General features: G+C 35.3%; 19 protein-coding genes and 1 tRNA gene. 10 read left to right on the forward strand and 10 right to left on the reverse strand.

The window, feature by feature from the left end; all coding sequences use genetic code 11:
- Positions 1-27: 27 nt before the first annotated feature.
- Complete coding sequence (locus tag L1994_RS08785) at positions 28-1,149, reverse strand: aminotransferase class I/II-fold pyridoxal phosphate-dependent enzyme (protein ID WP_278099072.1); 1,122 nt, start codon at positions 1,147-1,149, stop codon at positions 28-30.
- 201 nt (positions 1,150-1,350) lie between these two features.
- Between L1994_RS08785 and L1994_RS08790 the strand changes: the two genes are divergently transcribed.
- Positions 1,351-1,704, forward strand: a complete 354-nt coding sequence (locus L1994_RS08790; RefSeq protein WP_278099073.1) for a hypothetical protein — start codon at positions 1,351-1,353, stop codon at positions 1,702-1,704.
- A 112-nt stretch (positions 1,705-1,816) separates the two neighbouring features.
- On the opposite strand, the gene L1994_RS08795 is transcribed toward L1994_RS08790, so the two are convergent.
- From L1994_RS08795 to L1994_RS08810, 4 genes are all read right to left on the reverse strand, one after another.
- Positions 1,817-2,146: a type II toxin-antitoxin system PemK/MazF family toxin gene (locus tag L1994_RS08795; protein ID WP_278099074.1), complete on the reverse strand. Its 330-nt coding sequence runs from the start codon at positions 2,144-2,146 to the stop codon at positions 1,817-1,819.
- A 143-nt stretch (positions 2,147-2,289) separates the two neighbouring features.
- The gene (locus tag L1994_RS08800) at positions 2,290-2,964 is read right to left on the reverse strand and encodes a hypothetical protein (RefSeq protein WP_278099075.1); all 675 of its coding nucleotides are present in this window, start codon (positions 2,962-2,964) and stop codon (positions 2,290-2,292) included.
- Between the two features lie 36 nt (positions 2,965-3,000).
- Entirely contained in the window at positions 3,001-4,839 is a 1,839-nt protein-coding gene (locus tag L1994_RS08805) for a DUF2207 domain-containing protein (RefSeq protein ID WP_278099076.1), read from the reverse strand.
- Between the two features lie 144 nt (positions 4,840-4,983).
- Positions 4,984-5,544, reverse strand: a complete 561-nt coding sequence (locus tag L1994_RS08810) for a LemA family protein (RefSeq protein ID WP_278099077.1) — start codon at positions 5,542-5,544, stop codon at positions 4,984-4,986.
- A 399-nt stretch (positions 5,545-5,943) separates the two neighbouring features.
- Between L1994_RS08810 and L1994_RS08815 the strand changes: the two genes are divergently transcribed.
- Entirely contained in the window at positions 5,944-7,587 is a 1,644-nt protein-coding gene (locus L1994_RS08815) for a hypothetical protein (protein ID WP_278099078.1), read from the forward strand.
- Between the two features lie 157 nt (positions 7,588-7,744).
- Here L1994_RS08815 and L1994_RS08820 read toward each other — a convergent pair whose 3' ends face one another.
- Positions 7,745-8,677, reverse strand: coding sequence for a ribose 1,5-bisphosphate isomerase (locus L1994_RS08820; RefSeq protein ID WP_278099079.1), 933 nt, complete (start codon positions 8,675-8,677; stop codon positions 7,745-7,747).
- 233 nt (positions 8,678-8,910) lie between these two features.
- Positions 8,911-9,165: a YwbE family protein gene (locus L1994_RS08825; protein WP_278099080.1), complete on the reverse strand. Its 255-nt coding sequence runs from the start codon at positions 9,163-9,165 to the stop codon at positions 8,911-8,913.
- A gap of 291 nt (positions 9,166-9,456) precedes the next feature.
- Between L1994_RS08825 and L1994_RS08830 the strand changes: the two genes are divergently transcribed.
- Both L1994_RS08830 and L1994_RS08835 read left to right on the forward strand, forming a co-directional pair.
- Positions 9,457-9,636, forward strand: a complete 180-nt coding sequence (locus L1994_RS08830; RefSeq protein WP_278100835.1) for a CxxC-x17-CxxC domain-containing protein — start codon at positions 9,457-9,459, stop codon at positions 9,634-9,636.
- 452 nt (positions 9,637-10,088) lie between these two features.
- Positions 10,089-11,387, forward strand: coding sequence for a transglutaminase-like domain-containing protein (locus L1994_RS08835; RefSeq protein WP_278099081.1), 1,299 nt, complete (start codon positions 10,089-10,091; stop codon positions 11,385-11,387).
- A gap of 196 nt (positions 11,388-11,583) precedes the next feature.
- Here the strand turns inward: L1994_RS08835 and L1994_RS08840 are convergent, their stop codons facing one another.
- Positions 11,584-13,125: an AMP phosphorylase gene (locus tag L1994_RS08840; protein WP_278099082.1), complete on the reverse strand. Its 1,542-nt coding sequence runs from the start codon at positions 13,123-13,125 to the stop codon at positions 11,584-11,586.
- 400 nt (positions 13,126-13,525) lie between these two features.
- On the opposite strand from L1994_RS08840, the gene L1994_RS08845 reads away from it, so the two are divergent.
- Complete coding sequence (locus L1994_RS08845) at positions 13,526-13,789, forward strand: RNA recognition motif domain-containing protein (RefSeq protein ID WP_278099083.1); 264 nt, start codon at positions 13,526-13,528, stop codon at positions 13,787-13,789.
- Positions 13,790-14,187: 398 nt separating this feature from the next.
- Here the strand turns inward: L1994_RS08845 and L1994_RS08850 are convergent, their stop codons facing one another.
- On the reverse strand, positions 14,188-15,462 hold the full coding sequence (locus L1994_RS08850) for a BaiN/RdsA family NAD(P)/FAD-dependent oxidoreductase (protein ID WP_278099084.1): 1,275 nt from the start codon (positions 15,460-15,462) through the stop codon (positions 14,188-14,190).
- Between the two features lie 366 nt (positions 15,463-15,828).
- Here L1994_RS08850 and L1994_RS08855 point away from each other — a divergent pair, with 366 nt between their 5' ends.
- The 4 genes from L1994_RS08855 to L1994_RS08870 all read left to right on the forward strand — a co-directional run bounded on the left by L1994_RS08855 (position 15,829) and on the right by L1994_RS08870 (position 20,431).
- Positions 15,829-17,856: an agmatine deiminase family protein gene (locus L1994_RS08855; RefSeq protein WP_278099085.1), complete on the forward strand. Its 2,028-nt coding sequence runs from the start codon at positions 15,829-15,831 to the stop codon at positions 17,854-17,856.
- 99 nt (positions 17,857-17,955) lie between these two features.
- Positions 17,956-18,831 (forward strand): acetolactate decarboxylase, encoded by an 876-nt coding sequence (gene budA / locus L1994_RS08860; protein ID WP_278099086.1) that lies wholly within the window; start codon positions 17,956-17,958, stop codon positions 18,829-18,831.
- A 193-nt stretch (positions 18,832-19,024) separates the two neighbouring features.
- Positions 19,025-20,080 (forward strand): hypothetical protein, encoded by a 1,056-nt coding sequence (locus tag L1994_RS08865; RefSeq protein WP_278099087.1) that lies wholly within the window; start codon positions 19,025-19,027, stop codon positions 20,078-20,080.
- 141 nt (positions 20,081-20,221) lie between these two features.
- A complete protein-coding gene (locus L1994_RS08870) occupies positions 20,222-20,431 on the forward strand; it encodes a DUF5683 domain-containing protein (RefSeq protein ID WP_278099088.1) in 210 nt (69 codons plus the stop codon).
- A gap of 240 nt (positions 20,432-20,671) precedes the next feature.
- Here the strand turns inward: L1994_RS08870 and L1994_RS08875 are convergent.
- Positions 20,672-20,745 (reverse strand) — tRNA-Lys (locus tag L1994_RS08875).
- 655 nt (positions 20,746-21,400) lie between these two features.
- On the opposite strand from L1994_RS08875, the gene L1994_RS08880 reads away from it, so the two are divergent.
- Entirely contained in the window at positions 21,401-23,647 is a 2,247-nt protein-coding gene (locus L1994_RS08880; protein ID WP_278099089.1) for a methyl-accepting chemotaxis protein, read from the forward strand.
- Positions 23,648-23,649: the final 2 nt, after the last annotated feature.

Genomic DNA, 23,649 nt, shown 5'->3' on the forward strand with positions numbered 1-23,649 from the left:
TGAAATATAATTTCATGAACCTGTTTATTATAAATTATATCTGTCTTTTAGGAATTCTTCAAACTTTAAAAGTGACTTTTTCATATCGTATCGCCCAAATCCAATCCTGAAATGAGTGTTGTCATCGGAAAAAACTGTTGAGGGAAGTAAAAGTATACCTGCTTTTTCTACTGCATCAATACAAAATGACTCTGCATCCTTTTCGGATTTTATTCTGGCATATCCAATCGGGCCGCAATTTGGCCTGACCCATTCAAAAATATTATTGTATCTCTCAAAGAAAGAATCAAGAAGTTCTAAATTATCTGAAATTATTTTTAGATTTTTAGCCAGTAGCTTCTCACGATTCAAAAGCGCAATTTCAGCCAGATATTCAGAGGGTGCACTCTGACATATTGATATATAATCCTTGAGTTTTGATAATTTCTGCATAAGTGCAGAGTCTTTTGATGCAATCCATCCGATTCTGATACCGGCAAGACCATAAGCCTTTGACATAACACCAAGCGATACACCTTTTGAATAGCAGTCTGCCGCCGCTGTAAGCCTGTCAGATTTTTGATATTCAAGTTCTCTGTAAACCTCATCAGAAAAAAGATAAAGAGAATTATCAGACGCGATTTTTACAATCTCAGAAAAATCTTCTTTTGAGAAGTTGAATCCTGTTGGATTATGAGGACTGTTTAAGATGATTGCAGAGGTGTTTTTTTGAATGAGTTTTTTTAGTTCATTCAAATCAGGTTTCCAGTCATTCTTCTCATCCATCTCCCAAAAAGATACACTGCATCCTGCGGCTTTTGCAATCTCATGAAGCGACTGATATGCAGGATACAAAACGATTATGTGATCATCAGGATTTAATGCGGCGTTCATGAAGATGAATATGCCCTCCTCTGCTCCTGAAAATGTCAGAATTTCATCAGGTTTTACTGAAGTGTAAAGGGCAGATATTGCTTTTCTAAGATTTGGTGAACCTTTGGTCTCTGTATATCCAAGCCAGACGTTTTTATAAGAGTCCTCTGACTCTCCGCATATTTCTAAAAGTTCTCCGGCAGTTAACGACTGGCAATCGGATGTGCACAAAATATTTGGAGCCTTAAACTCATATTTTCCAAGGTATCGTTCAAGGCGAAAAGTATCAATTTTCATATATTAGAATAATTATCTCTATTCTGCAAAATAATTGTGCAAAAAACAGTTAAAAATGCGCCTGCATTCCCCTGCATGGCAAAAATATCAACAAGAACCTTTTTTTCATACAGCCTCTCAAAAACAATATTAGCTTTAAAAGAAAAATAATGTGATTGTATATACCTTGCATTGGTTAATTCTCCCATTATAGGTGATATAGTGGCAATTCGAACGATTAAATCTGCCTTTGAAAATTACGACAGGCAGTATGGGAAAAAAGATGTCCTGCCTGAGAAAAAAAGGCTGGACAGAATATTTATGGCTCTTTATATTCTGGGCGATAAAGGCAAAAAAAGTGTCACCAGACAGGATATAGAAAGAAAATGCTCTACATCAAAAAACGAGATTATGCTTGCAATTGAAGAGCTGATTGAAAAGAACAACATCATTGATGAATCCACAATGTCAGGCATGAAATGGCGTCTGAACAGAAACGGGATCAATTACGCAGAAGAGCTTATTGAAGAACTTGAAGGCAATACGAATTCTATGTACATCCCTGATCCGGACTGAATCTTCAGAAAGGATCTGAAAAATTAATTCAAAAATTCTATTTTGAGTATAAATCTTTGTTTTAATTCGTAATTTTAATTCGAAATACTAATCCAAATTGTTTATTCAATATTCAGTGTCTATTCACAGCCGTTCTAAGAGAAAGAATTTTTTCTTTTGTAAGCTGTCCTTTTTTTCCGATAATTTCACTGTTTCGGATTTTAAAATTTTCTGATAAAAGAATATAGCTTTCATCAAAAATACTCAGACCACCTTTTTCAAAGTCATCAAGTACCAGTGAAACAAATGTATTATCCTCCGGCATTTTACTTGTAACAGGACAAAGTATCACATAGCCGGCATCTTTGTTTTCGATAACAATTGCCGGCCTTACCTTTGACTCATTGCTGTTTCCAAGTCTCAAAACGGCCAGTACAACATCCCCCGGAAAATACTGCGGCATTTTTACTCTCTTGATATCAGTTTTTTATGTGCCATATAAATTGCCGTTTGAAACCATTATATGCAGATATTTTTGAAAATATAGTATAAATGAAGTGAAAGATAAGAAGTTGTAATTTAAGATTTTAAATTTTAGAATTATCTTTATTTCATTCCTAACGCTTCATCATCAGACTTTTCTTTTACATAATCCAGATATCCTTCTATCAGCTCTAAAATAACATCCACATTATTTCCGCAGATATTTATCAGCGCTTCCTGTTGCCTGATATCGGGCGGATTTTCTCTTGCAGGAAAAGCACGTATGAAATGTCCGAATATATCCCTGTGCATAACAGGGCCTTTAAAAGATGATCTTTTTAGTTCGTCTGAAAACTTTTCAAGCTTTTTTGCATCCGCCATATTCAAAAGAGATAGCAGATTTTCTATTCCTTTTTCAGACATCGTCTGCGCCTTAAAAAGTCCTATCGGATTATTACCACCAGCAGAATAAAGTGCCTGCCCGGCATATCCAAGGACTCTTTTATCTAGAAATTTTGGATTCACATTGTCATCGATTGAATAATGTCCCATCTCCCCGAAATCACGAAGATCAATAATCATTCCGGGACTTAACTTTGTCTTTCTTGAATACTTCAGTTTGATTATTGAATAATCAGACATACTTATAGCCAAAACTTCAAAATTACTGTCTTTTCCGGATTTGGGATCAGATAGCAAAGCAATATAAACAATATCAGAGAGGAGAGGGGGAAGACGCTTTCTTTTTCCTTCGGTTTTTTTTTCGTTTTCCAAATCATCCTTTGATTTTTCATTCATTTTAAACTCTAAAAGGGATAGTATGTAAAAAGGTATTTACCTTCCGCCGGCACCGCCGCCTCCAAAACCGCCCCCTGCTCCAAATCCTCCACCGGCACCTCCCTGTGACGGCGGGGTAAATGTGCTTATTGAATGAAATCCAACAAACCAGATATAGTGTGGGAAGAAGTATCCTGCATCAGAGATATTCACATTCATATCTTTCATTGCGGCCTCAACCTTGTCTCCTGCGCCAAGAGCGGTTGCATATATCAGCCACTCGCCCCACATATTAAGATCTTCTGTCCCGTATTTTTTTATCTGACTTAAATCAGATACAAACCGCTTAAATGAGTTCCATTCAAGCTTTTCTTTATAATAGTCCTCTTTCCAGTGCCCAAAAACAGTAGAGGGAAAAAGGGTTGCAACCAATGCCTGAATTATGACTGTCCCACCCATAAGCATCGCTATGAATAATATAGAGGAGGCATCAGGATAGAGAAACAGGAAAATTACCGCTATTGCAATAAGAACTGCACCTGCACAATAGAATATTAAAAGCCAGCCACGTCCGTCCTCTGCATAGCGCGAAGATAATGATTCATCCAATGATGACATAACATAATTCAGATTTTCCTTAAGTGCACTTGCAATTTTTTCATCTGCAATCGATTTTGATGCACGCTTTGATACTTCTTCAAAGTATCCTGTATCCAAAACACCATCATCACCGGAATTTGCAGAGATAAAACTTAAGACCTTCTGTTCGTATTTATCATCGGTTTCGCCGTCAAGAATTTCTATAAGGACTCCTTTATTGTCCTCCTTCTCAGATATTTTAATCTTTTTTTCTTTGTGAAGTAAAAGAAGCGTTGCATAAAATCCATTCTCATCAGAATCAAAGGCGTCACCCTTGAAAAGCAGATTTACCTGCCAGGGTTTAAGCTTGTTATTCGGAATTGTGCTTAAGTACTTTGGAACAGTGTATTTTTTTTCTCTGCCAACAGCCCAGTACAGCCCGACAAGCAGGAAGGGAACTAATAAAACAAGAATTTTTCCTGCATCAGAAACAGCATTTGCAATAGAAAATCCCGACTCATATCCCCGGTTTGCAGAAAGAGTCTTTTCCCTTACACCTTCAACAAAAGACGGATATCCTGAAATTTTTTCTGCGGCACTGGATGTTAAAAGCAGCTCTGCCTCAATTATTTCATCTTCTGAGGAGTCTCCGGTGATTACTACCCTGCCATCTTCTGTTTTAACCTCATAGCCCGGCGGATGCATGAAAACATCTGTGATTTTGTCGGATACAAGTGTTATTTTTACATTCCTGTACGGAATATGGCTGGATGCAAACATAATGCTGATGTGGGATGCCTCATTGTCATATTCTATTGGAGGATAGAAATTGTATGTAAATTCCACCTCATACAGACCAGAACTGAAATAATCTTTATTTACAATTCCGGCTTCACTTGGATAGGCATTTTCGTGAACAAAGGAAGTTATTTCAGATTTATCAAAATTATCTCCTCCAAAAAGGAAAACATCACCACTTTTGCTCTTAATATAGCCTGCAGTACCTTCAGGTACTTTCATATCAACAAGTTCGATATGAGGCGTTTTTGCAATATCCTGTGACTGGTCTGCAGAATATAAAGATGCTCCCCAGACGCGGTAGAGCATTCTGTATTCATCAAATCTGTCCACATCATACACATACCGCTCAGTAAGTGTGCCATTGTCATACCAGACAGCCTCATATGATTCAGCAGAGAGACTGCCGCTGTAATCTGAAGCATCATCATATGCTATTAAGCCTGCGATAGAGACTACCGCAAGACCTAAAAAAAGAGTGACAGCAAAAATCACTCCAACTAAATATTTCTCTTCCATTTAAATACCCTGATCTCTCTTTTAATCTCTATAATTCTCAAACCGGAATGTTGTTTTGACTTTAACTAAAAACATGCATGAAATATAATTTCATGAACGTTTTTATAGCAAATCAAATCTAAACATCATGAAAGTCTCCGGGCATCAGAATGAAATTTTTGGAGCTTTATCAAGATTTTCATCCTCAAACTCAAGGTAATCAAGTTTAGTCATATGAAGCATATTTCCGATGATGTTTGACGGAATCGTCTGAAGCATTGTATTGTACTGCTGTGAGATATTGTTGAATGTGTAGCGCTGACGTGCAATTTCATCCTCCAAATCCTTTACAGAAGTCATAAGTGTTTTTACAGTCTCTGAAGTCTTAAGATCCGGATAATTCTCCATCACCGCAAAGAGCCTGCCTAAAACAGAAGCAGATTCCGCCTGAATCGAATTTAAGTCGCCAACACCTGCGGTGCCGACACTGGCCCTCATCTTAGTTACTGACTCAAGTGTCTCCTTTTCAAATCCGGCATAGCTTTTAACAGATCCTAACAGCTGTTCTATCATATCAAGACGTTTCTTCATTGCAACTTTTATCTGCCCGAGTGTTGCCTCTGAAGAGTTTTTAAGACTGAAATATTTGTTGTAAATCCCTACAAACCAAAGTATAAGGACTATTACTACAACAACTATTATTCCTGCGATTATATATCCAATCATAGATTATCACTTTTAAATTATCAAATTTTTAATTTATCTCTACTTCTAATTTTACCAATTATTTTTATGTTAGCACTTATTGATTCTCTGACATTTAAAAAGGACTGATGATATTCTTACCACTATTCAAAAGATAAGAAATTGAAATTATGAAAAACAAAAGATGAAAACATGCAAATTTTATGATTTTGTGACGATAGATTTATTTTCATTGTTGGATGATAAAAGAATTAAGAGGGAGTATCTTCTTTGAAATACAGTTTTTATAAAAACGTCCATGATAATTTTTTTCATGCACCGGTTTCATGTAAGTTACGAAGTAACTTTCATGTAAAATTAAAAAATATTCCACTGTCAGGGAAAAAAAAGCAAATTACTACTCCGGTTTCTACCACACCTGTGTCAAAAGAGGACTATCTTCATCCTTTTCCAAAATCACTGCCGGCAGAGATTAACATAGGAATTGTTGTAAAAGGAGAAGATTATGACAAAAAGACAGTAAACGACGCTCTCAGAAACCTTCTTGAAAAGCTTGAATACGAACTTGACAATACTCCTGCAACCTACAATTTCATTCTGCCATTCAAAAAGACAAAAGCGCATCAGATTGTAGAAGATTTAATTCTTACACGAAAACCTGACAGAAAAAGCCCAATTGAAGTAATTCTTGCTAAGATGCCAAACGAGGATGAATGCCAAAATAAAGATGAATCCGGCTTTAAACCAGAAGCATATGAAAAATCAAAGGATGAAGTTTTCTTAGACAGTCGAATACGCTATAGTGTCATATACTATGATACATGTAAGAAAGACTGGAAATATGATCCAATATATCACATGATTACCGAGAAAAGCAATATTGTTTTTCTGGCCGGAGACTGGACAGTTGATTCATCAAAATTTCCAGAAGGGGGCATTTTTTCTCTTGCCAAACATTTTGGCACTACTATTGCTCAGATAAACCCTGAAAAACCTCAGTTATATGAACTGGAGAAAGAAGACTTGATTTTTAAGTCTTACCGATATTTAAACCAGTACAACAGTGAGAAACTTTCCAGAAAGAATTATGAGAGACAGGCTGGAAAAAACATCTTATTTCTTCAGAATGAATGTAAAAAATCGGGACTTCCGGAAGATACTGTAAAAAAGCTTTATGAATCGATGATTCCGCATTTCACCCGCTCAAAGATGCTTTCAAAAAAATATATGAGGCTTTATGCAGTCGCAGGGATGCTTGTTTCATTTCTTGCTGCACTTGCAGTATTTACAATTACAATTCAGACGCTTTTTTTCTATCACATGCCGGAACTTGTATGGCTTGAGGTTTTGGAGATAGCCCTTATTCTGATTCTTATGGCAGGGTCCAGATACGGAGGTTATCACAGAAGATGGATTGATTATAACTTTTTTACAGAGAGAATAAGAGCGGCATTTTTCCTCTATGTTGCCTGCATCAACTGCAAAAAGCCTGATACTCCACCGCATATGAGCCTTGCTCACCGCCCGAATGACTGGATGGTTATGGGATTTGAATCGATTGTTAAAGAGACACCACTGAAATCTTGCAGGATTGATAATCCTTTTGGCTCATTAAAGTCCTTTTTTCTGTCTGCATGGATTGATAAGAGACTTGATTTTTATAAACGTGAGAGTAAAAATGCCGAAAAAAATTACAAAAGACTCTCATTTTCAGGCGAGATTTTATTCATTATGACGCTCATTCTTGCAACTATTCACGCCGCTGAGATAGGTTACGGATGGGAAGGATACGCTTTATTCTCAATTCTGCTTGCGGCACTTACAATTACTCTGCCGGCATTTGCGGCGGCGATAGCATCAATTCGGATTCAAAGAGAATTTCTGAGAAATTCAGAACGCTATACACATATCGCCGAACACATTGAATCAATCAAAAACGAGGTTATGAAAGCGTCGGATATGAATCAGTTAAGAATTCTTCTTGAAGAGATGAACGAGGTTACTCTAAGAGAACAGCAGGACTGGAGAATAATATTCAAATTCAGGGAGATTGAAGCGGCCTAAAAAGAAAAAAATGATTTTTTCTGTTTTTTTATTTTTATGGTTGCTTCTTTGTTCTTTTATTTTATGGTTTTATTGTTTGGTTTTATTGTTTGGTTTTATTGTTTGGTTTTATTGTTTGGTTTTATTGTTTGGTTTTATTGTTTGGTTTTATTGTTTATCAGCGGTCAAAGTCCTCAATATTCCATCCAAGATAATCCCTTATTATTACATATGCCATCTCAGGCGGGATTGCACCCTTTTCTGTGATTATTAAATCGACATAATCAGATGGTGTGAAATCAAAAGCCGGATTTCTGATATTCACATTTGAAAGTTCTTTTGCCATTTTTTCATCAAGGACTTCTGAGGTATCCCTCTCTTCAATTTCTATAAGTTCTCCTGTGAGAGTCTTTGGCGCAAACTTGTATGTTTCAGCGGCAACGATGAAAGGTGTTCTTGACTCATGAGCACAAAGTGCAATCTGGGATGTTCCTATTTTGTTTACAACCGCACCGTTTACTGTTACTGCATCTGAACCGACAATAACAAGACTGACTTTTTTCATAAAAAAGCGTGCCGCGGAGTCCACTATGAAATTTGTTTTTATTCCGGCATCAGACAGGGTTTTTATTGTTATGTGACCCTGGTTTCTTGGTCTGACCTCAGTTGCGAAAACCTCAAACTTTTTGCCCTGCCTGTGCGCTTCGATAATACAGGCAAGTGCAGCCTCAGAATTGCAGTGAGTGAGTACTACATCGCCGTCTTTGATTCTTGCCGCACCAATCTCTGCAATCTTTTTTACAGCAAGATCTGATTCTTTGACAAATTTGTCTGCACTTTCATGAACTGCATGCCATGCATCCTCGTAAGTTTTGGCCTCCCTGACTCCTTTCATTACGATATTGATTGCGTTTGGAAGCGAAACTGCAGTGGGGCGTGTTTTTAGAAGGATTTCTGCCGCAGCATTCATCTCTTCTACAAAGACTTTCAAATCTTTTGACTTAATCGTCTCTGAATGTTCTTTTAGAGCATTTGCGGCGGTTCGTGCAATTCTTCCCGCCCCGCGAATCTCCATGCTCTTTATTTTTTTTTCAGTATCAGCCAGTGTCATATTATTATTCAATATAGAAAAATGGCCTATTTAAATTATCTTCAACCAGACATCTGTATTTATGCGTAATTTATAAAATTGTCTTGTCAGTTTGTTATGAAAGTCTAAAATCCCTAATAGACTTATCATCAGTTTTTGTGTGATGAAAAAAGCTCATCATGTGCGTTTTAAATGAAAGTTACTCTGTAACTTACATGAAACCGGTGCATGAAATATAATTTCTTGGACGTTTTTTATGAAATTGTCTGTTCAATTTTTTTTACTCTCCCAACATTTCCGTCCAAAAGCCTGACTTTTATTCCATGCGGATGTGAGGCTGAGTTTGTAAGAATCTCTTTTACAACCCCTGATGTCAGTTTTCCAGAGATCTGATCTTTTTTCAGGACAATCTGAACACTGATTCCCGGTTTTATATTCTTCCTTATGCAGGGGTTTTTGTCAGCAGATGAATTGTTTTTGAAGGTGTTTTCTTTTGTATTATCTGTCATATTATACGTATATCCACAAGTTTTTATAAGGAAAGTGCTTTTTCTTCCTTAAACCTTTTTTGCACCACTTTATTGAATTTATATTCAGATATAATTGAGCAGTCTTTTTGGGATTTCAATATTCATAATAAATTTATAAAACAAATCAAATTGAAAATTAAAGGTATAATCAAAAGTACAACATGCATAAACTTTTGTTTCAGATTCTTTTTTTCCAGTACTACAATGCAGAATTATATCTACTATAATGACAAACTAACAGTAACAGATTATTCTGTTGGAAAAAAAACAATGAGCGACAGAAATTTTGGAGGCCAGCACAGAAGTTTTGGCCCCCGTGAACCAAGAGAAATGCATAAAGCTATATGCTCAGATTGCGGAAACGAGTGCGAAGTTCCATTTAAACCTACAGAAGGAAGACCAGTATACTGCAGGGACTGCCTGCCCAAATACAGGAAACCAAGGTTTTAATTTTAATTAATTCTAATTTTTTTTTATTTTTCGTATATTCTTACGGTTTTTTCCCTATATTCTTGCAGATTATTTTTCTGATTTATTACGGATTATTTTTCTGATTTATTACGGATTATTTTTCTGATTTATTACGGATTATTTTTCTGATTTATTACGAATTTTCGTATCATTTTAGAGCAGATCTTTACATTCATTGTGATTTTTCTATTTTTTTTGGAAATTTTTTGTATTTTTTTTGTAGTATAACTAAAAATATTCCTGTGTTCATAGAATTTTCTGTATTCATGGAGGTTTTTGCATCCATTGCGGTTTTTAGATTCATATAGAGCAACTACCTATAGGTTTTTTTTTGTAAGGACATATAACAAAGGCATTAAATAGTGAGATTATCATCTAAATTTAATCAGACTCTGATTAAAACAGACACATAACAAAGGGGCTTTAAGGGGATGTTAAAGAAAAAAAGTATATATCTTGTTTTTGCATTCGCAATCTTAATTTTCATGGAAGTAATCTCAGGATGCACTGAAAAAGACCAAAGCTCAGATAATCTGGTATATTCAACTAATTATGATTACCCAATAAATAATCTAAATACTACTCTTTTGAATGAATCGGTGCAGGGCGTTTCAAAAGAAAATACAAATTTTGAAGACAATAAAGATAGTTCTGAATCTGATGCAATTAAAGAAAAATATAACTCAGAATCAAATTCTGAATCACTAATTAAAGATACAATAGATTTTACAATATATCCGGTTCTAATTTTAAAACCATATGACGGTCCGGACTACTCAAAAAGAGAATTCATAACAAAATTTGAAAAAACAAGTTATACTGTTAACTTCGACATTAACATGTCGCTTCTTACAGGCGCGAGGGCATCTGATAAAAGTCTTGGGATACATATAGCAAAAGAACCTGAGGAAATCCAGATAAATTACTACAGATCTTTTTTTGAAGGAAATTACAGCGATGAGTTCTTCGATGACATAACAAAGAAGCTCAGGCACATAAAAATTGCAAACGGCCTTTCTGAACAGGAATATCTTGAATATATCATTACTTTTGTCCAGCAGATTCCTTATGACTTTATGGCAGAAAACACACGGTTTCCAGTCGAGGTATTGTTTGATAAAATGGGAGACTGTGATGAAAAAAGCCTGCTCTTAATCGGACTTTTAAAAAGCAGTGGATATGATACGGCATTAATTCTCTTTCCGGACATGGGTCATGCCGTTTCCGGAATCAGAATTATTCCACAGGGAGATACAGGATTTAGGATGTTTAAGGCTGATGACGGCCGGAAATATCTCTTCATAGAGGCAACAGCACCGGCATACATAGGATTGTATCCTGATGAATATGAAGAACAAAAAGCAATCGTAATTCCGGTTTCAGACACAGGGATTGCTTATAAAAACTACAATTATGTTTCATATATCGTTGACAGTATGAAGAAAATTAAAAACAGAATCATATTTTTTGAAAACAGGCTTCAGGACTGGTATATGGAAATTTCCGAACTTGAAGAGAAGTTAAAAGATCCTTATAGCCACTACATCTACCAGGAAGAATATGACGCTGATTTCAGCCGATATTCAAAATTAGTAAAAGATTATCAGGAATACTATAAAATTTACCAGAAAAATGTTGAAATCTACACCTATATTGCAGAGCACCCTTATGATGTTGAAGGTGTCAGAAGAACAATATTCAACAGCAAAGTAAATGAAATAGAGTATTAAAAATAAAAAATTAAAAAATCCTGATGAAATTTTTTCTTTTTTCTTCTTTTTAATTTTGTACTTTTAGACTTTTTTTATTTCATTTTGTATTTTAGCCTTATTTTAACTTTTTTAATTTTATTCTTTTGGGACCATTTTTTTATTTCATTTTGTATTTTAGCCTTTTTTTGACTTTTTTTATTTTATTCTTTTGAGATTATTGTTTCATTGGAGGACGCCAGTAATCAGAAGGCACCCTGTCAATCAGCATCCCTTCGACAAGTACCGGCATAAGCTGTCTTGCCTCCTGAATTGCTTTTTCAAGTCTCCATTCGCGTTCTGCATAGATAGTATAAATCGGCTCGCCTTTCTCAATCCTTTGCCCTCTTTTTTTATGAAGATATATTCCGGCGCCCTTGTCATGCGGTGCACCTGCCATTCTTGCAATTGAGATTAAAGCCTTATTTTTCATATCAATTACATATCCGTCTTCAGGTGCATTAACCTCAAATGAAAATTCTCCGGTTTTCAAGTCCCCGGATTTAACATCAGAATTTCCTCCCTGAACTGCAATTATCTCCTTCATCTTTGAAAGAGCTTTTCCGCTTTTTAAAATTTCCTCAGCCATTTCAAAGCCTTTGCCGCTCTGCGCCTTTCCTGCCATTTCAAATACAATTCCGGCAAGAGTTAAACTCTTCTGGATAAGAGAATGTGGAAAATCAGATCCTTCAAGAACTGACAAGGCCTCCCTTACCTCAAGGTTCACACCAATGCAGTGGCCGACAGGAGATTCCCCATAGGTTAAAGCACACTCCACACGTATTCCAAACCTGTCGCCAAGCTCGATGAATTCTCTTGCAAGCTTTCTTCCTTCCTCAGGAGTTGTAACTTTTGCCTCATTTCCAACAGGAATGTCAATTACAACAAGGTCAGCACCGACTGCAATCTTTTTCGCCATTACACTTGCAAGCATCTGACCTCTTGCATCAATTTTGAATGGATATTCGTAGAGAATTATCTTATCATCTGCAGGAGCAATGTTTGTCGCACCGCCCCAGACGATAACTCCGCCGGCTTTTTCAGTCATTCTGGCAACCTCTGTTGATGAAAACTCAACCGGCGCCAAAGCTTCCATTAAATCTGCTGTTCCACCTGCACCGGTAATTGCACGGGAGCTTGTTTTTGGAATTTTCAGACCGCCGGCGGCTATTATTGGAACAATAAGGAGAGTTATTTTATTTCCCGGAACGCCTCCTATTGAGTGCTTGTCAGCTATTGGATGGGATGAAAAGTCCAAACTTTCTCCGGTCTGAACCATAGAACGGGTCAGATATTCTATTTCATCCATATCCAGTCCGTTTATGTATGATGCGGCAATAAATGCGCTTATCTCTCCGGGGGATAAAATATCGTCAACAATATCAGTAACGATTGCTTTCATCTCTTCGGCATTTAGCTTTTCATTGTCCATCTTCTTTTTTATAAAGTTGATAGAACCTGGCCTGTCAGCATGCCTGACCTCGAATGTATCACCGTCTTTTGAATTCAGACGTTCGTTGGTCTTGTGATATATTCCAAAAATGCCGGGTGGAAGAATTGTCTTTGTTGTGACAACAAAAGCCTGAACAAAAAGCCCTTTATCACCCCTAACAATCTGTACACGGTCACCGTCTAAAACACCAATCTTTCTGGCATCCTCGATATTTAAAACAACACCCTGATAATCAATATCAAGGATTCTGGATTCAAGTTTAACCATTTATTCATTTCATCTCCATATAACGCCTGATGAATGATAGGCATTCAATTAATTAAACACTTTTTAAAAACTATAAATATCACAAATATTACAAAAGTTTCACCTATAAATTTGCTATAAAAATCAAAAATTCCTGATAGACTTATCATCACTTTTTTGTGTGATGAAAAAAGCTCATCATGTGCGTTTGCTATAAAAGTTACTTTGTAACTTACATGAAACCGGTGTATTAAATATAATTTCATGGACGTTTTTCTTGCAAATATATTTTGTGATCTCCATCAAAGAAAAAAATTATTGCAATAAGGCTCCATACTTTTTATTTTAATTTAAAAATATATTTTTCAACCTATTGTTTCATAACAAATAAGCACAAATTATATAATCGGGAGACCTGAAAATGGAAACCAGCAAACTGTATGTCGGAAATCTGACATACTCTGTGAACGAAAAACAGTTAGAAGAACTGTTTTCTCAATATGGCGATGTTAAAAGCGTCAAAATTATTGAACGTAAAGGATTCGGATTCGTCGAGATGGGAAATGTTGAAGAGGCTGAAAAAGCAAAAGAAGCACTCAACGAGACAGTTTACGAAGGACGCACAATGAGAATCGACGAGGCACAGCCGCCACGTCCAAGAAGAGAATACAACAGCAGATACTAAGTATCCTAAAATTTTCTTTTTTTTAGCAAATGAACATAATTTGTTTGCTATAAAAACATACATGAAACAAATGTTTCATGCACTGTTTCACACTGTTTAATTTAGATAACAATTCCAATTTCTTAGTTAATCAGACCTTATTTTCATGACAATAGTGCATTAGATATTAGAGAAAAACGTAATTTTCATAGACTTATGAACTTTTTTTAAATTTGTTTTTTTGTCTTTTATTATTTTTGTATTTTTCTTTATGTACTTTTTTCTTTATTTTTTTATTTCTTTATTTTTTTTTGACAGCGAATTCCGGTTCCCTGATTGCTGTTCTCTTATAATTTAGGATTTTATTTTGTGGTTTTTTGTTTTTAAAACTTTATACACATTTTAATTTTATACATAATTCAATCATTACTGATTTTTTTTGCAGCAAGAAAACCTGTTGAAAAAGCTGACTGGAGATTGTATCCGCCGGTATCGCCATCAATATCCAGGACTTCCCCAATAAAGAATAAGCCCCTGCAAATTTTCGACTCCATTGTTTTAGGATTTATTTCTAAAAGAGAAACGCCTCCTCTTGTAACCATTGCCTCGTTTATACCGGAAAGAGACTCAACATGAAATTCCTGACTGCAGATTTCTGTCACAATTCTTTTTTTACTATCTTTTGATAAGTGTGCACAGGTTAAATCAACAGGAATTTTACATAATTTAAGTATTTTTCTTACAAATCTCTCATACAGATTATATTCCATAAGTACAGATTTAATTGTCTTTTTTCCATTCAATGCAATTTTTTCTGACAAATTTTTACTAAAGAAATCAATGTTAAATTCCGGAAGAAATGAAATTTTTATCGTATCTTCCGGTTCTATGTAGCGTGACATATGCAAAATTCCCGGACCGGATAATCCGGTGTGAGTGAATAAAACATCTCCAAAACATTCATGGACTTTTTTATTGTTTCTGAAAAGAGAGATTTTCGCACCTTCAAAAGAAATTCCTGCCAAATCTGAAAATTCATATTCAGATATTTTTACTGCACAAAGGGCAGGGCGGGGATCTATAGTTTTATGCCCGAAACCTTCTGCAACAGGGTACCCGTCACCTGTTGAGCCTGTTACAGGATAAGTTATGCCACCTGTTGCAACAACAAGATTTCTGCAGAAATAATCTCCTACATTTGTCTTTATTTCAAATATGACATCATCCTCTGAAAAATAGGGCAATTCAGCGGAATTTATCTGAGAGGGTTTAATTTGTGACGCAGAGATTAATTTTTCACCGCACCTGATTATAACACATGTTTTTTGGCACTCCAAAAGCAAAACCTCTAAAACATCTAATGCTTTTTTGCTCTTTGGAAACACCTTGTTATTCTTTTCAACTACAGTTTCAAGACCGTGTTCATTAAAAAAAGAGATAAGATCGCTGTTTGTAAAATTCATAAGAGAGGGTTTTAGAAATTTGCCGTTTGCGCCGTAATGTAAAAAGAAATTTTTGATATCCCCCTTTTGTGTCAGGTTGCACTGCGAAAGTCCTGTAATGAGCAGTTTTTTTCCGCAGGAATTTTTCTTCTCCAGCAATAACACTTTTTTCCCCGCCGATGCAGTGTTTGCCGCACAAAAAAGGCCGGAGGGACCGCCTCCGGCAACGATAACATCATAAATTTCTTCCATACATCAAATCCTTCATTTTAATCCATTTTAATTCATTTTAATCCATTTTAATTCATTTTAATTCATTTTAATCCATTTTAATTCATTTTAATCCATTTTAATTCATTTTAATTCATTTTAATTCATTTTAATTCATTTTAATTCATTTTAATTCATTTTACTAAATTTTGTTTCACTTAGATTATATTCAGATTTTTATACATCATATTCAGATTTTATCCGGCGTATTGTATAAAACCGTTTATAAAAACCAGCAAAGAATATCTGTTTTAATTAAACTTTCAGGTTAATTAAATTGTCACGACAATGCTTTATCATACAAAATATTATCCAAATCCACTGCCATATTATTGACAGACGATTAATATGGGGCAAAATTTAAAACTGGGTCTTATTCAGTATAGTCTAACAGAAGATGTTTCAAAAAATCTCTTAAAAGCACTCCGGCTTTCAGAGGAGGCCTTATTAAAAGGTGCAAAAATAATATGTCTGCCGGAGCTTTTCAAACTTCCCTACTTTCCGCAATACGAAGAAAAAAAACCTGATAATTATTCTGAAACAATTCCGGGCAAATCTACGGATGCCTTCTCAGCCCTGGCAAAAAAATATCATGCAGTTATAATTGTGCCTGTCTTTGAACGCGGGAAAGATGGACGATTCTACAATTCTGCCGCTGTTATTAATTCAGACGGAACTTTAATGCCCCCATACAGAAAAGTCCACGTACCATACGATCCTTTGTTTTACGAGAAAAATTACTTCTTTCCGGGAGACTCCTACTGCGTTTATGATACAACATATGCTAAAATCGGGATTTTAATCTGCTATGATCAGTGGTTCTCTGAACCTGCAAGAATCGAAGCGCTGATGGATGCAGAAATTATCTTTTATCCAACTGCCATTGGAAGAATTAAAGGGCTTTTTGGTGATTGTGATAACAATGCCACAAATCCGGCAAAAGATTCAAAAGATTCAAAAAAATATTCCGGGGAAAATTTAGAAGAATGCGGAACAATAGAAGGCGACTGGAAATCAGCATGGATTACAGTTCAAAGAGGGCATGCAATATCAAACAGCGTTCACATTGCCGCTGTAAACCGAACAGGAACTGAAGGAGAGATCGAATTCTTTGGAGGATCTTTTGTCTGCGATTCATTTGGAAACATAATAAAAGAAGCAGGATGCCATGAAGAGATTATATTAGCTGATGTTGATCTTTCCAAAAATAAGGATATAAGAGAAGGATGGGGATTTTTTCGTAACAGAAGGCCTGAAACATACAGCCAAATCACAAATCCGGTAGAATTTAAACATCTAAAAGAAGGCTACAATTGCCCGGCAAAAAACAGACATGACACACCAAAAAAACAGGGATACAAAATGCCGGCAGAGTGGGAGAGGCATACTGCAATATGGCTTTCATGGCCATGCAGTGATGAAACCTTCTTTGAAATGGAGTCTGTTGAAAAATCTTATGCAGAAATTATTAAGGAAATTTCAGAGACTGAAAAGGTAAACCTTCTTGTTCAAAACGATTCTGAAAGGGAACGAATAAAGAAATTTTTGATCTCTGAAGGCACAGACATTAAAAATACTGAGTTTATTGTATCAGAATACGCAGACGTCTGGTTCAGAGATTACGGACCGATATTTGTTGTAAACAGAAATCTGAAAAAATCAGCGGTTGTAAACTGGATATTCAACGCCTGGGGAGACAAATACGAAGAGCTGAAACTTGATAATTATATTCCGGAATTTATAGGAAAAAAACTCGACATGGAAGTTTTCAGTCCGGGAATAGTTCTTGAGGGCGGATCTGTTGATGTGAACGGAAACGGGGCACTTCTGACCACAAAACAATGCCTGTTAAACGAAAACAGAAACCCGCATCTATCAAAAGAGGAAATTGAGGAATACCTCGATGAATACCTCTGCGCAGACACAATTATCTGGCTTAATCAGGGAATAGAAGGTGATGATACTGACGGGCATATCGATGATGTCGCACGGTTTGTATCTGAAGATACTGTCATTTGTGCACTTGAAGATGACAAAGAAGATGAAAATTACAAAAATCTTTTGGAAAACTACGAAATTCTTAAAAATTACGGATTTATAACAAAAAATGGTGAGAAAAAAAGGTTTAATATCATTACAGTTCCAATGCCCGGCAGAATCGACTCTGAAATTACTCTTCCTGCAAGCTATACAAATTTTTATATCGGCAACGGCGTTGTGCTTGTGCCCTTATTTGGTACTGAAAACGATGAAAAAGCCCTTGAGATAATAAAGAATGCATTTCCAGACCGGAAAGTGAGAGGAATTGACTGCAGAGCAATGGTTTACGGACTTGGAACAATCCACTGTATAAGCCAGCAACAGCCACACATCTGATTTTATAAATATCAGGATTAATTTTACCTTTTGTTTTCATTGAAGCGATTGTTTCATGAATGTTTTATACAAAGACATAGACAAATAAGTCAGGGTATAATGGAGAAAAAACTAAACTCAGGAAAAGAATCCATAATTTCTTTGACAAAAATAACACTGATTTTATCCCTTCTATTTATTACAGGAAGCTTTTTTTCTGGATGTACTGATGTAAAAGAAAAGTCTGATTTAATAAATTCCGGGATTTCATATGAATCAGATGAAAGAGAGATTCTCTATCAGGTTTCGGCAATCGACATTCTTCTTGCAGGCGGATATGATGGTTTTGTAAGTGTAGGTGAGCTTAAAAAACACGGAGATTGTGGAATCGGGACAGTTGATATGTTAGACGGCGAACTAATAGCAACCGGGGGTGAATTTTATCAAATAAAAATATCGGGAGATGTAGTTCATCTTTCAGACTCAGATCTCATTCCATTTGCGGCTGTTACTTACTTTGATGACGATTATTCTTTTTATTTTGAAAAAACTGACAACATAAACGAGCTTGAAGAGAGTCTTTCAGAGATTATTCCTTCAAAGACACAGTTTTACGCAATAAAATCCGAAGGATTTTTTTCATATGTAAAGACACGCTCTGTTCCAAAGCAGGAAAAGCCATATCCACGTCTTTCTGAAGTTGTGAAGAACCAGTCAATATTTGAATTTGAAAACATAAACGGATCAATAATAGGGCTATGGTCGCCTTCTTTTACAAGCGGTCTGAATGTCTATAAACTTCATATACACTTCATATCAGACGATAAAAAATCAGGAGGTCATGTCCTTGATCTTAAATTTGAAAACAATTCAGTATCTCTTGACGAAACAGGAGAATACTATATAAAACTTCCAGAATCAACACTTGGAGGAGAACTAAAAAATCCTGATGATGGACAAAATTTAAGTTACGAACTGGCGATTGTCGAGAAATAGATTCTCAAAAAAAATCTTTTTTATCATAATCATATCTTTATTTTGCCAGTTTTTGGATGCCTGGTGATTTTCACTCTCCAGATGACATTTTATCCTTTTGACCGGTGTTTCTATCTAGCATTAGAGCATTATAAGGAAGTATAAATCATGCTTTATTCAGGAGGCATTAAAACTAAAAAGTTGGGGATATTTCTTGATTTCACTTAGATATTATAGAATTTATGATATAGGAAAGGAGATAGATCTTGATCTTTTGGAGAAGAATCTGGCTCTTACATTTTGCACCACAAGGACAAACTTTCTCCGGATTAAGCCCAAATCAATAATTCTTGAGAACAAGCCTTTAATTATTAAAACCGACTGCATTGAAGTTGAAAAAGACGGTAAAAAATTTGAGTTTTCTGTTCTTTCAAGAATATATGATATCGGCGCTTTAAGCCTGTGCTTTATATATGAAAGTCCTGATGGAAATTATGATGAACTTGAAGAACTTGCGTTTTATTTTTCAGAGAATAACATCTTATCAGATGATCTCTTCAACAGAACCTTAGATATTCTGGCCGGAAAATTACGCCCTATTTTAAAAGATTTAAACTATGATCCTGATTTCTATGAGGATTATACAATATATGTAAACGATACGGTAGAAATAAAAGGTGATCCTGTAAAACTTCTGATGTGTGAAGATGCGGATTTTTCTTCACATATCCGAAATGAATTTGAAAAAAATACCTTAAGCTATACAAAAAATGATCTTTCAATAATCTCATGGGATTCAACACTTTTATGCAGTAGCGATACTCCAGGACCGATGGACATTATCGATCTGATAGAATATGCAAATGTGCAGGTTTTAGAGCTTCGATACTATGACAGGGAACTGAACCGACAGATGGAGAAGATGTATGACGATATCGAACATGCTGACAGATCTCCGCCGTTTTTGAAATTACGCCAGTACCATCTGATTATGAACACGTTAATGGAGAGAAGCGCTGAAATTTCAGAGGTTATTGAAAAAGTTCACAACTTAATTAAAATAACAGAAGATGTCTATTATGCCAGAGTTTATGAGACAACACTTAAAGTTATCAGAAGCGGGCAGTGGACAGAAAGTGTGAGCAGGAAGATTGAGACTATTCAGAACAATTATTCAATGCTATCTGATGAGGTCCGAATCCAGCATTCAAATTTTCTGGAATGGATTGTGATAATTCTGATTGCAATGGAACTTGTTCTTCTTCTCTAAAAAAAAAGCTTTTATGAAGCCACTTACACCATTAATTTTTTATCCACATTTTTTTATGAAAACCAGATTCGGCCTTCAGGGTAATTTTTGCATTTTCAGTTTATAGCAAATTAAATATGCAATTAAAAGCCATTTAATCTTATGGCATCTCCAATTCTGGCAGTAATACTGTCTTTTTTTATCCCAGGCCTTGGTCAGCTTTATACAGGCCAGTTTGTTAAGGCTGTTTTGCTTTTTCTTCTGGCAGTAGTTTTTGCAGGACTTTCTACTATGCTTATAGGAATTCCATTCTATCTGATTGTCTGGATTTACAGCATGTATGACGCATTTGTATCTGCTAAAAAGAACTAAACAAAATCATTAAATCCTTATTTTTAAGTTTGAACACTGGTATTTCCGGGTATTCTTTTTGTTTTTTATAATTCTTTCAGGTAATTTTAGATATTTATCATAGAATTATCAGATATTTTTGTATTAAATCAGGAAATAAAAGCTAAATTAGAAAAATATGAAAATATGAAAATATGAAATAAGAATTTTAACAGATTCGTTTAACTTAATTGAAAATTGTTCAAAAAAAACAAAAATAAACGGGCCCAAGGGGATTTGAACCCCCGACCACCTGGTTAAAAGCCAGGCGCTCTGCCTAACTGAGCTATAGGCCCATAAAACATCAATCCAAAATTTTCAGAATTATATCAAAAGAAACATAATTAATGACTCTTTTCTGAAATCAGGCCTGATATTACAGATACATGTTGCATTTTAAAATAATTAAACCTATCTAAACCATACTGACTCATTTTTAATATTTAATACCTTAATAAGGACAATATGAATGATTTCTGATTCTGTATGAATAAAACAGTCCCTCAATTTGGTCCCATATTTTTTTGAAAAAATTCATAATCATAGAAATTATTATTCTTCAGCATATGATCTGGTTTGAATTAAAAACATTATAAACATACAACTCCTTGCTCGTATGCAGAAAAATTCTGGTCTCGAACTTCACAGTATCCCTGACACATACATATTTTTCACATCATATATAAACAGAGGTTGCTCCTTTCAAAAGATTAAATCTAGTGGGGGTTGTAATACATTTACTGTCACCTAAACATTCCAGGTAAGGGTTAAATTTGCGATATCTAACAAATTGATTTTTCTTTTAGTAAAATTGTTAATTGAAAAAGTCCATAATTAAATCTCTTTTTTAACAAAAAATATAAATACATTACAGGCACACTAGCCGTCAGAGTATTGTCAAATTTTCAGTACAAGTACATTTGACAATAAACAATAAAGGTCGTGGCAAATATGGATTTAGATTACATGGAAGAAAAATTAAAGGAATTTTTGGATGGCGACAATGAAATAACTATTGATGAAAATGATGTTGACAGTGAATATAAAAATCTTTCATCACTTATAAACAAACTCATTACCAAACATAAAAGTACTGAGATGAAATTTGATTATTATTTTAATTCAATCTTACGTATTCCAACTCCGGTTTTCATCATGAATGGGAATTTGGAACTGACTGATGTCAACAATGATTTTCTTGAACTTACAGGTTACAAAAGAGAGCAGCTTCTATCACTGAATCTTAATGACTTTTACAAAGAATTCAGTCTCGAAAAAATCTCAGGAGAAGGCTCAAGAGATGCTCTGGCAAATAAAAGAAGAACTGCCGGCATATTTTACATGACATTCAAAAATGTCAAAAAAATTATCAATATAGAAATAAATCCTGATTTTGATAGTTCAGGCAAGCCAGTTAATGTTATAATATCTCTTAATGACATCACGGATATTGAAGATCAAAGAGCCTGGTATAAATCAATTCTTGATGCAATCCCATACCCAGTTCATGTAACCGATAATGACATGAAATGGACTTTCATGAATAAAGCCTTTGAATCTTTATTAATAGAAAACAATGAGATAAAGGAGAGAGAATCAGCTTATGGAATGCCTTGCAGTACTGCAAACGCAAATATATGTAAAACTGAAAACTGTGGCATATATCAGTTAAGAACCTCAGGCAAGAATGAAACATATTTCGACTGGCATGGTGCTGAATGTAAACAGACTACAGCAGCAGTCCTTAACGCTATTGGTGAGACAATAGGATATGTTGAAACTGTGCAGGACTTATCTGAAATTGTAAAACCACAGAAATATCTTGAACAGGAACTTGCAAAAGTTGCAGCAGATCTTGAATATATAGCTTCAGGAAGGCCAGAAGAACTAAAATTAAAAGTTGGTGAAGCAGATGAGACAATTCAGCATATCAGAGAAAAATTCCTTGAAGTAACAGGATCTGTAAGTTCAGTCAATAATACAATAAAAAAACTTACTGATGACATAATGTTGCTTGTAAATGCTGGAAAAGAAGGAAGGCTTGAATTCAGAGCGGATCCCTCTAATTATGAGGGTGCATACATTGAGATTGTTAAGAATATGAATAATCTCTTAGAGGCAGTGGCAACACCATTAAAAGAAGGAATGGTTGTTTGTGACAGTTATTCCAACGCTGACTTCACAAGAAGATTCTCAGATAGCATACCTGTTGAGGGAGATTTTCTGGATTTTAAGACATCCATTGATAACATAGGAGTTTCTGTTTCCGAACTCCTTTCTGCAAGTGTTAATGTTACAAATATGATTGTTTCAAATTCAAATGAGGTCAGCAAAGGAACAGATGAAGTGGCAAAAGCAGCAGAGGGTGTTGCAAACACAAGTCAGACAACTGCAGATCTTACAAGGAGTTTATTGCAGAATATAGAAAATGTAAACAGGCAGATAGCTGATCTTTCTGCATCAAATGAAGAAATTGCAAGCACATCACAAGAAGTCTTTAACGCCGCAAATCATGTTGTTGAAATTGGAAAAGAAGCTAATGTACTAGGGAATGATGCAAATTCTAAAATGAACAATGTCAAGACTATTGCTGAGACAAGTGTAATTGAGATAAAAGATCTTACAGAAAGAGTAAAGGAAGTTGGCAAGGTAGTCAAGCTCATAAATGACATTGCAAGTCAGATAAATCTTCTGGCACTAAATGCCGCTATTGAAGCCGCAAGAGCAGGTGAACACGGACGTGGATTTGCAGTTGTCGCAGGAGAAGTTAAAAATCTTGCAGGAGAAGCAAGGGCCGCAACTGAGTCTATTGACAATGTAGTTTCTTTGGTACAATCCAGCAGTGAAAAAACCGCAAAAGCAATAACTGCTGCAAATGATGAAATTGTTGAGGGTGTTGAAAGTGTTACAAAGACTATTGAGTCTCTGAACACGATTATTAAAAATGCCGGTCAGGTTTCAAATGATATTGGAGAGATTACAAAAGCAATCGAGGACCAGGCAAATATTTCAAATAATGTCGTAACAGCGATGGACTCCAGTACAACTCAGACAAAACAGGCTCAAAAACAGGCAGAAGAACTTGCTGCACTTGCAGAAGAGGCAAGCGCATCTATTGAAGAGATAGGAAGTGCTATGCATGAAGTCAATACGTATGTCGAGAAACTCAAAGATGCAAATTCAAAATTTAAATATTAACA

Origin of the sequence: Methanomicrobium antiquum, from assembly GCF_029633915.1 — an archaeon.
In the GTDB taxonomy this organism is placed as follows: domain Archaea; phylum Halobacteriota; class Methanomicrobia; order Methanomicrobiales; family Methanomicrobiaceae; genus Methanomicrobium; species Methanomicrobium antiquum.

Bases quoted from the DNA above. Each gene is read 5' to 3' on its own strand.
- L1994_RS08785 (WP_278099072.1), bottom strand. From the start codon at position 1,149: ATGAAAATTGATACTTTTCGCCTTGAACGATACCTTGGAAAATATGAG.
- L1994_RS08795 (WP_278099074.1), bottom strand. From the start codon at position 2,146: ATGCCGCAGTATTTTCCGGGGGATGTTGTACTGGCCGTTTTGAGACTT.
- L1994_RS08800 (WP_278099075.1), bottom strand. From the start codon at position 2,964: ATGAATGAAAAATCAAAGGATGATTTGGAAAACGAAAAAAAAACCGAA.
- L1994_RS08805 (WP_278099076.1), bottom strand. From the start codon at position 4,839: ATGGAAGAGAAATATTTAGTTGGAGTGATTTTTGCTGTCACTCTTTTT.
- L1994_RS08810 (WP_278099077.1), bottom strand. From the start codon at position 5,544: ATGATTGGATATATAATCGCAGGAATAATAGTTGTTGTAGTAATAGTC.
- L1994_RS08820 (WP_278099079.1), bottom strand. From the start codon at position 8,677: ATGACACTGGCTGATACTGAAAAAAAAATAAAGAGCATGGAGATTCGC.
- L1994_RS08825 (WP_278099080.1), bottom strand. From the start codon at position 9,165: ATGACAGATAATACAAAAGAAAACACCTTCAAAAACAATTCATCTGCT.
- L1994_RS08830 (WP_278100835.1), top strand. From the start codon at position 9,457: ATGAGCGACAGAAATTTTGGAGGCCAGCACAGAAGTTTTGGCCCCCGT.
- L1994_RS08835 (WP_278099081.1), top strand. From the start codon at position 10,089: ATGTTAAAGAAAAAAAGTATATATCTTGTTTTTGCATTCGCAATCTTA.
- L1994_RS08840 (WP_278099082.1), bottom strand. From the start codon at position 13,125: ATGGTTAAACTTGAATCCAGAATCCTTGATATTGATTATCAGGGTGTT.
- L1994_RS08845 (WP_278099083.1), top strand. From the start codon at position 13,526: ATGGAAACCAGCAAACTGTATGTCGGAAATCTGACATACTCTGTGAAC.
- L1994_RS08850 (WP_278099084.1), bottom strand. From the start codon at position 15,462: ATGGAAGAAATTTATGATGTTATCGTTGCCGGAGGCGGTCCCTCCGGC.
- L1994_RS08855 (WP_278099085.1), top strand. From the start codon at position 15,829: ATGGGGCAAAATTTAAAACTGGGTCTTATTCAGTATAGTCTAACAGAA.
- budA (WP_278099086.1), top strand. From the start codon at position 17,956: ATGGAGAAAAAACTAAACTCAGGAAAAGAATCCATAATTTCTTTGACA.
- L1994_RS08870 (WP_278099088.1), top strand. From the start codon at position 20,222: ATGGCATCTCCAATTCTGGCAGTAATACTGTCTTTTTTTATCCCAGGC.
- L1994_RS08880 (WP_278099089.1), top strand. From the start codon at position 21,401: ATGGATTTAGATTACATGGAAGAAAAATTAAAGGAATTTTTGGATGGC.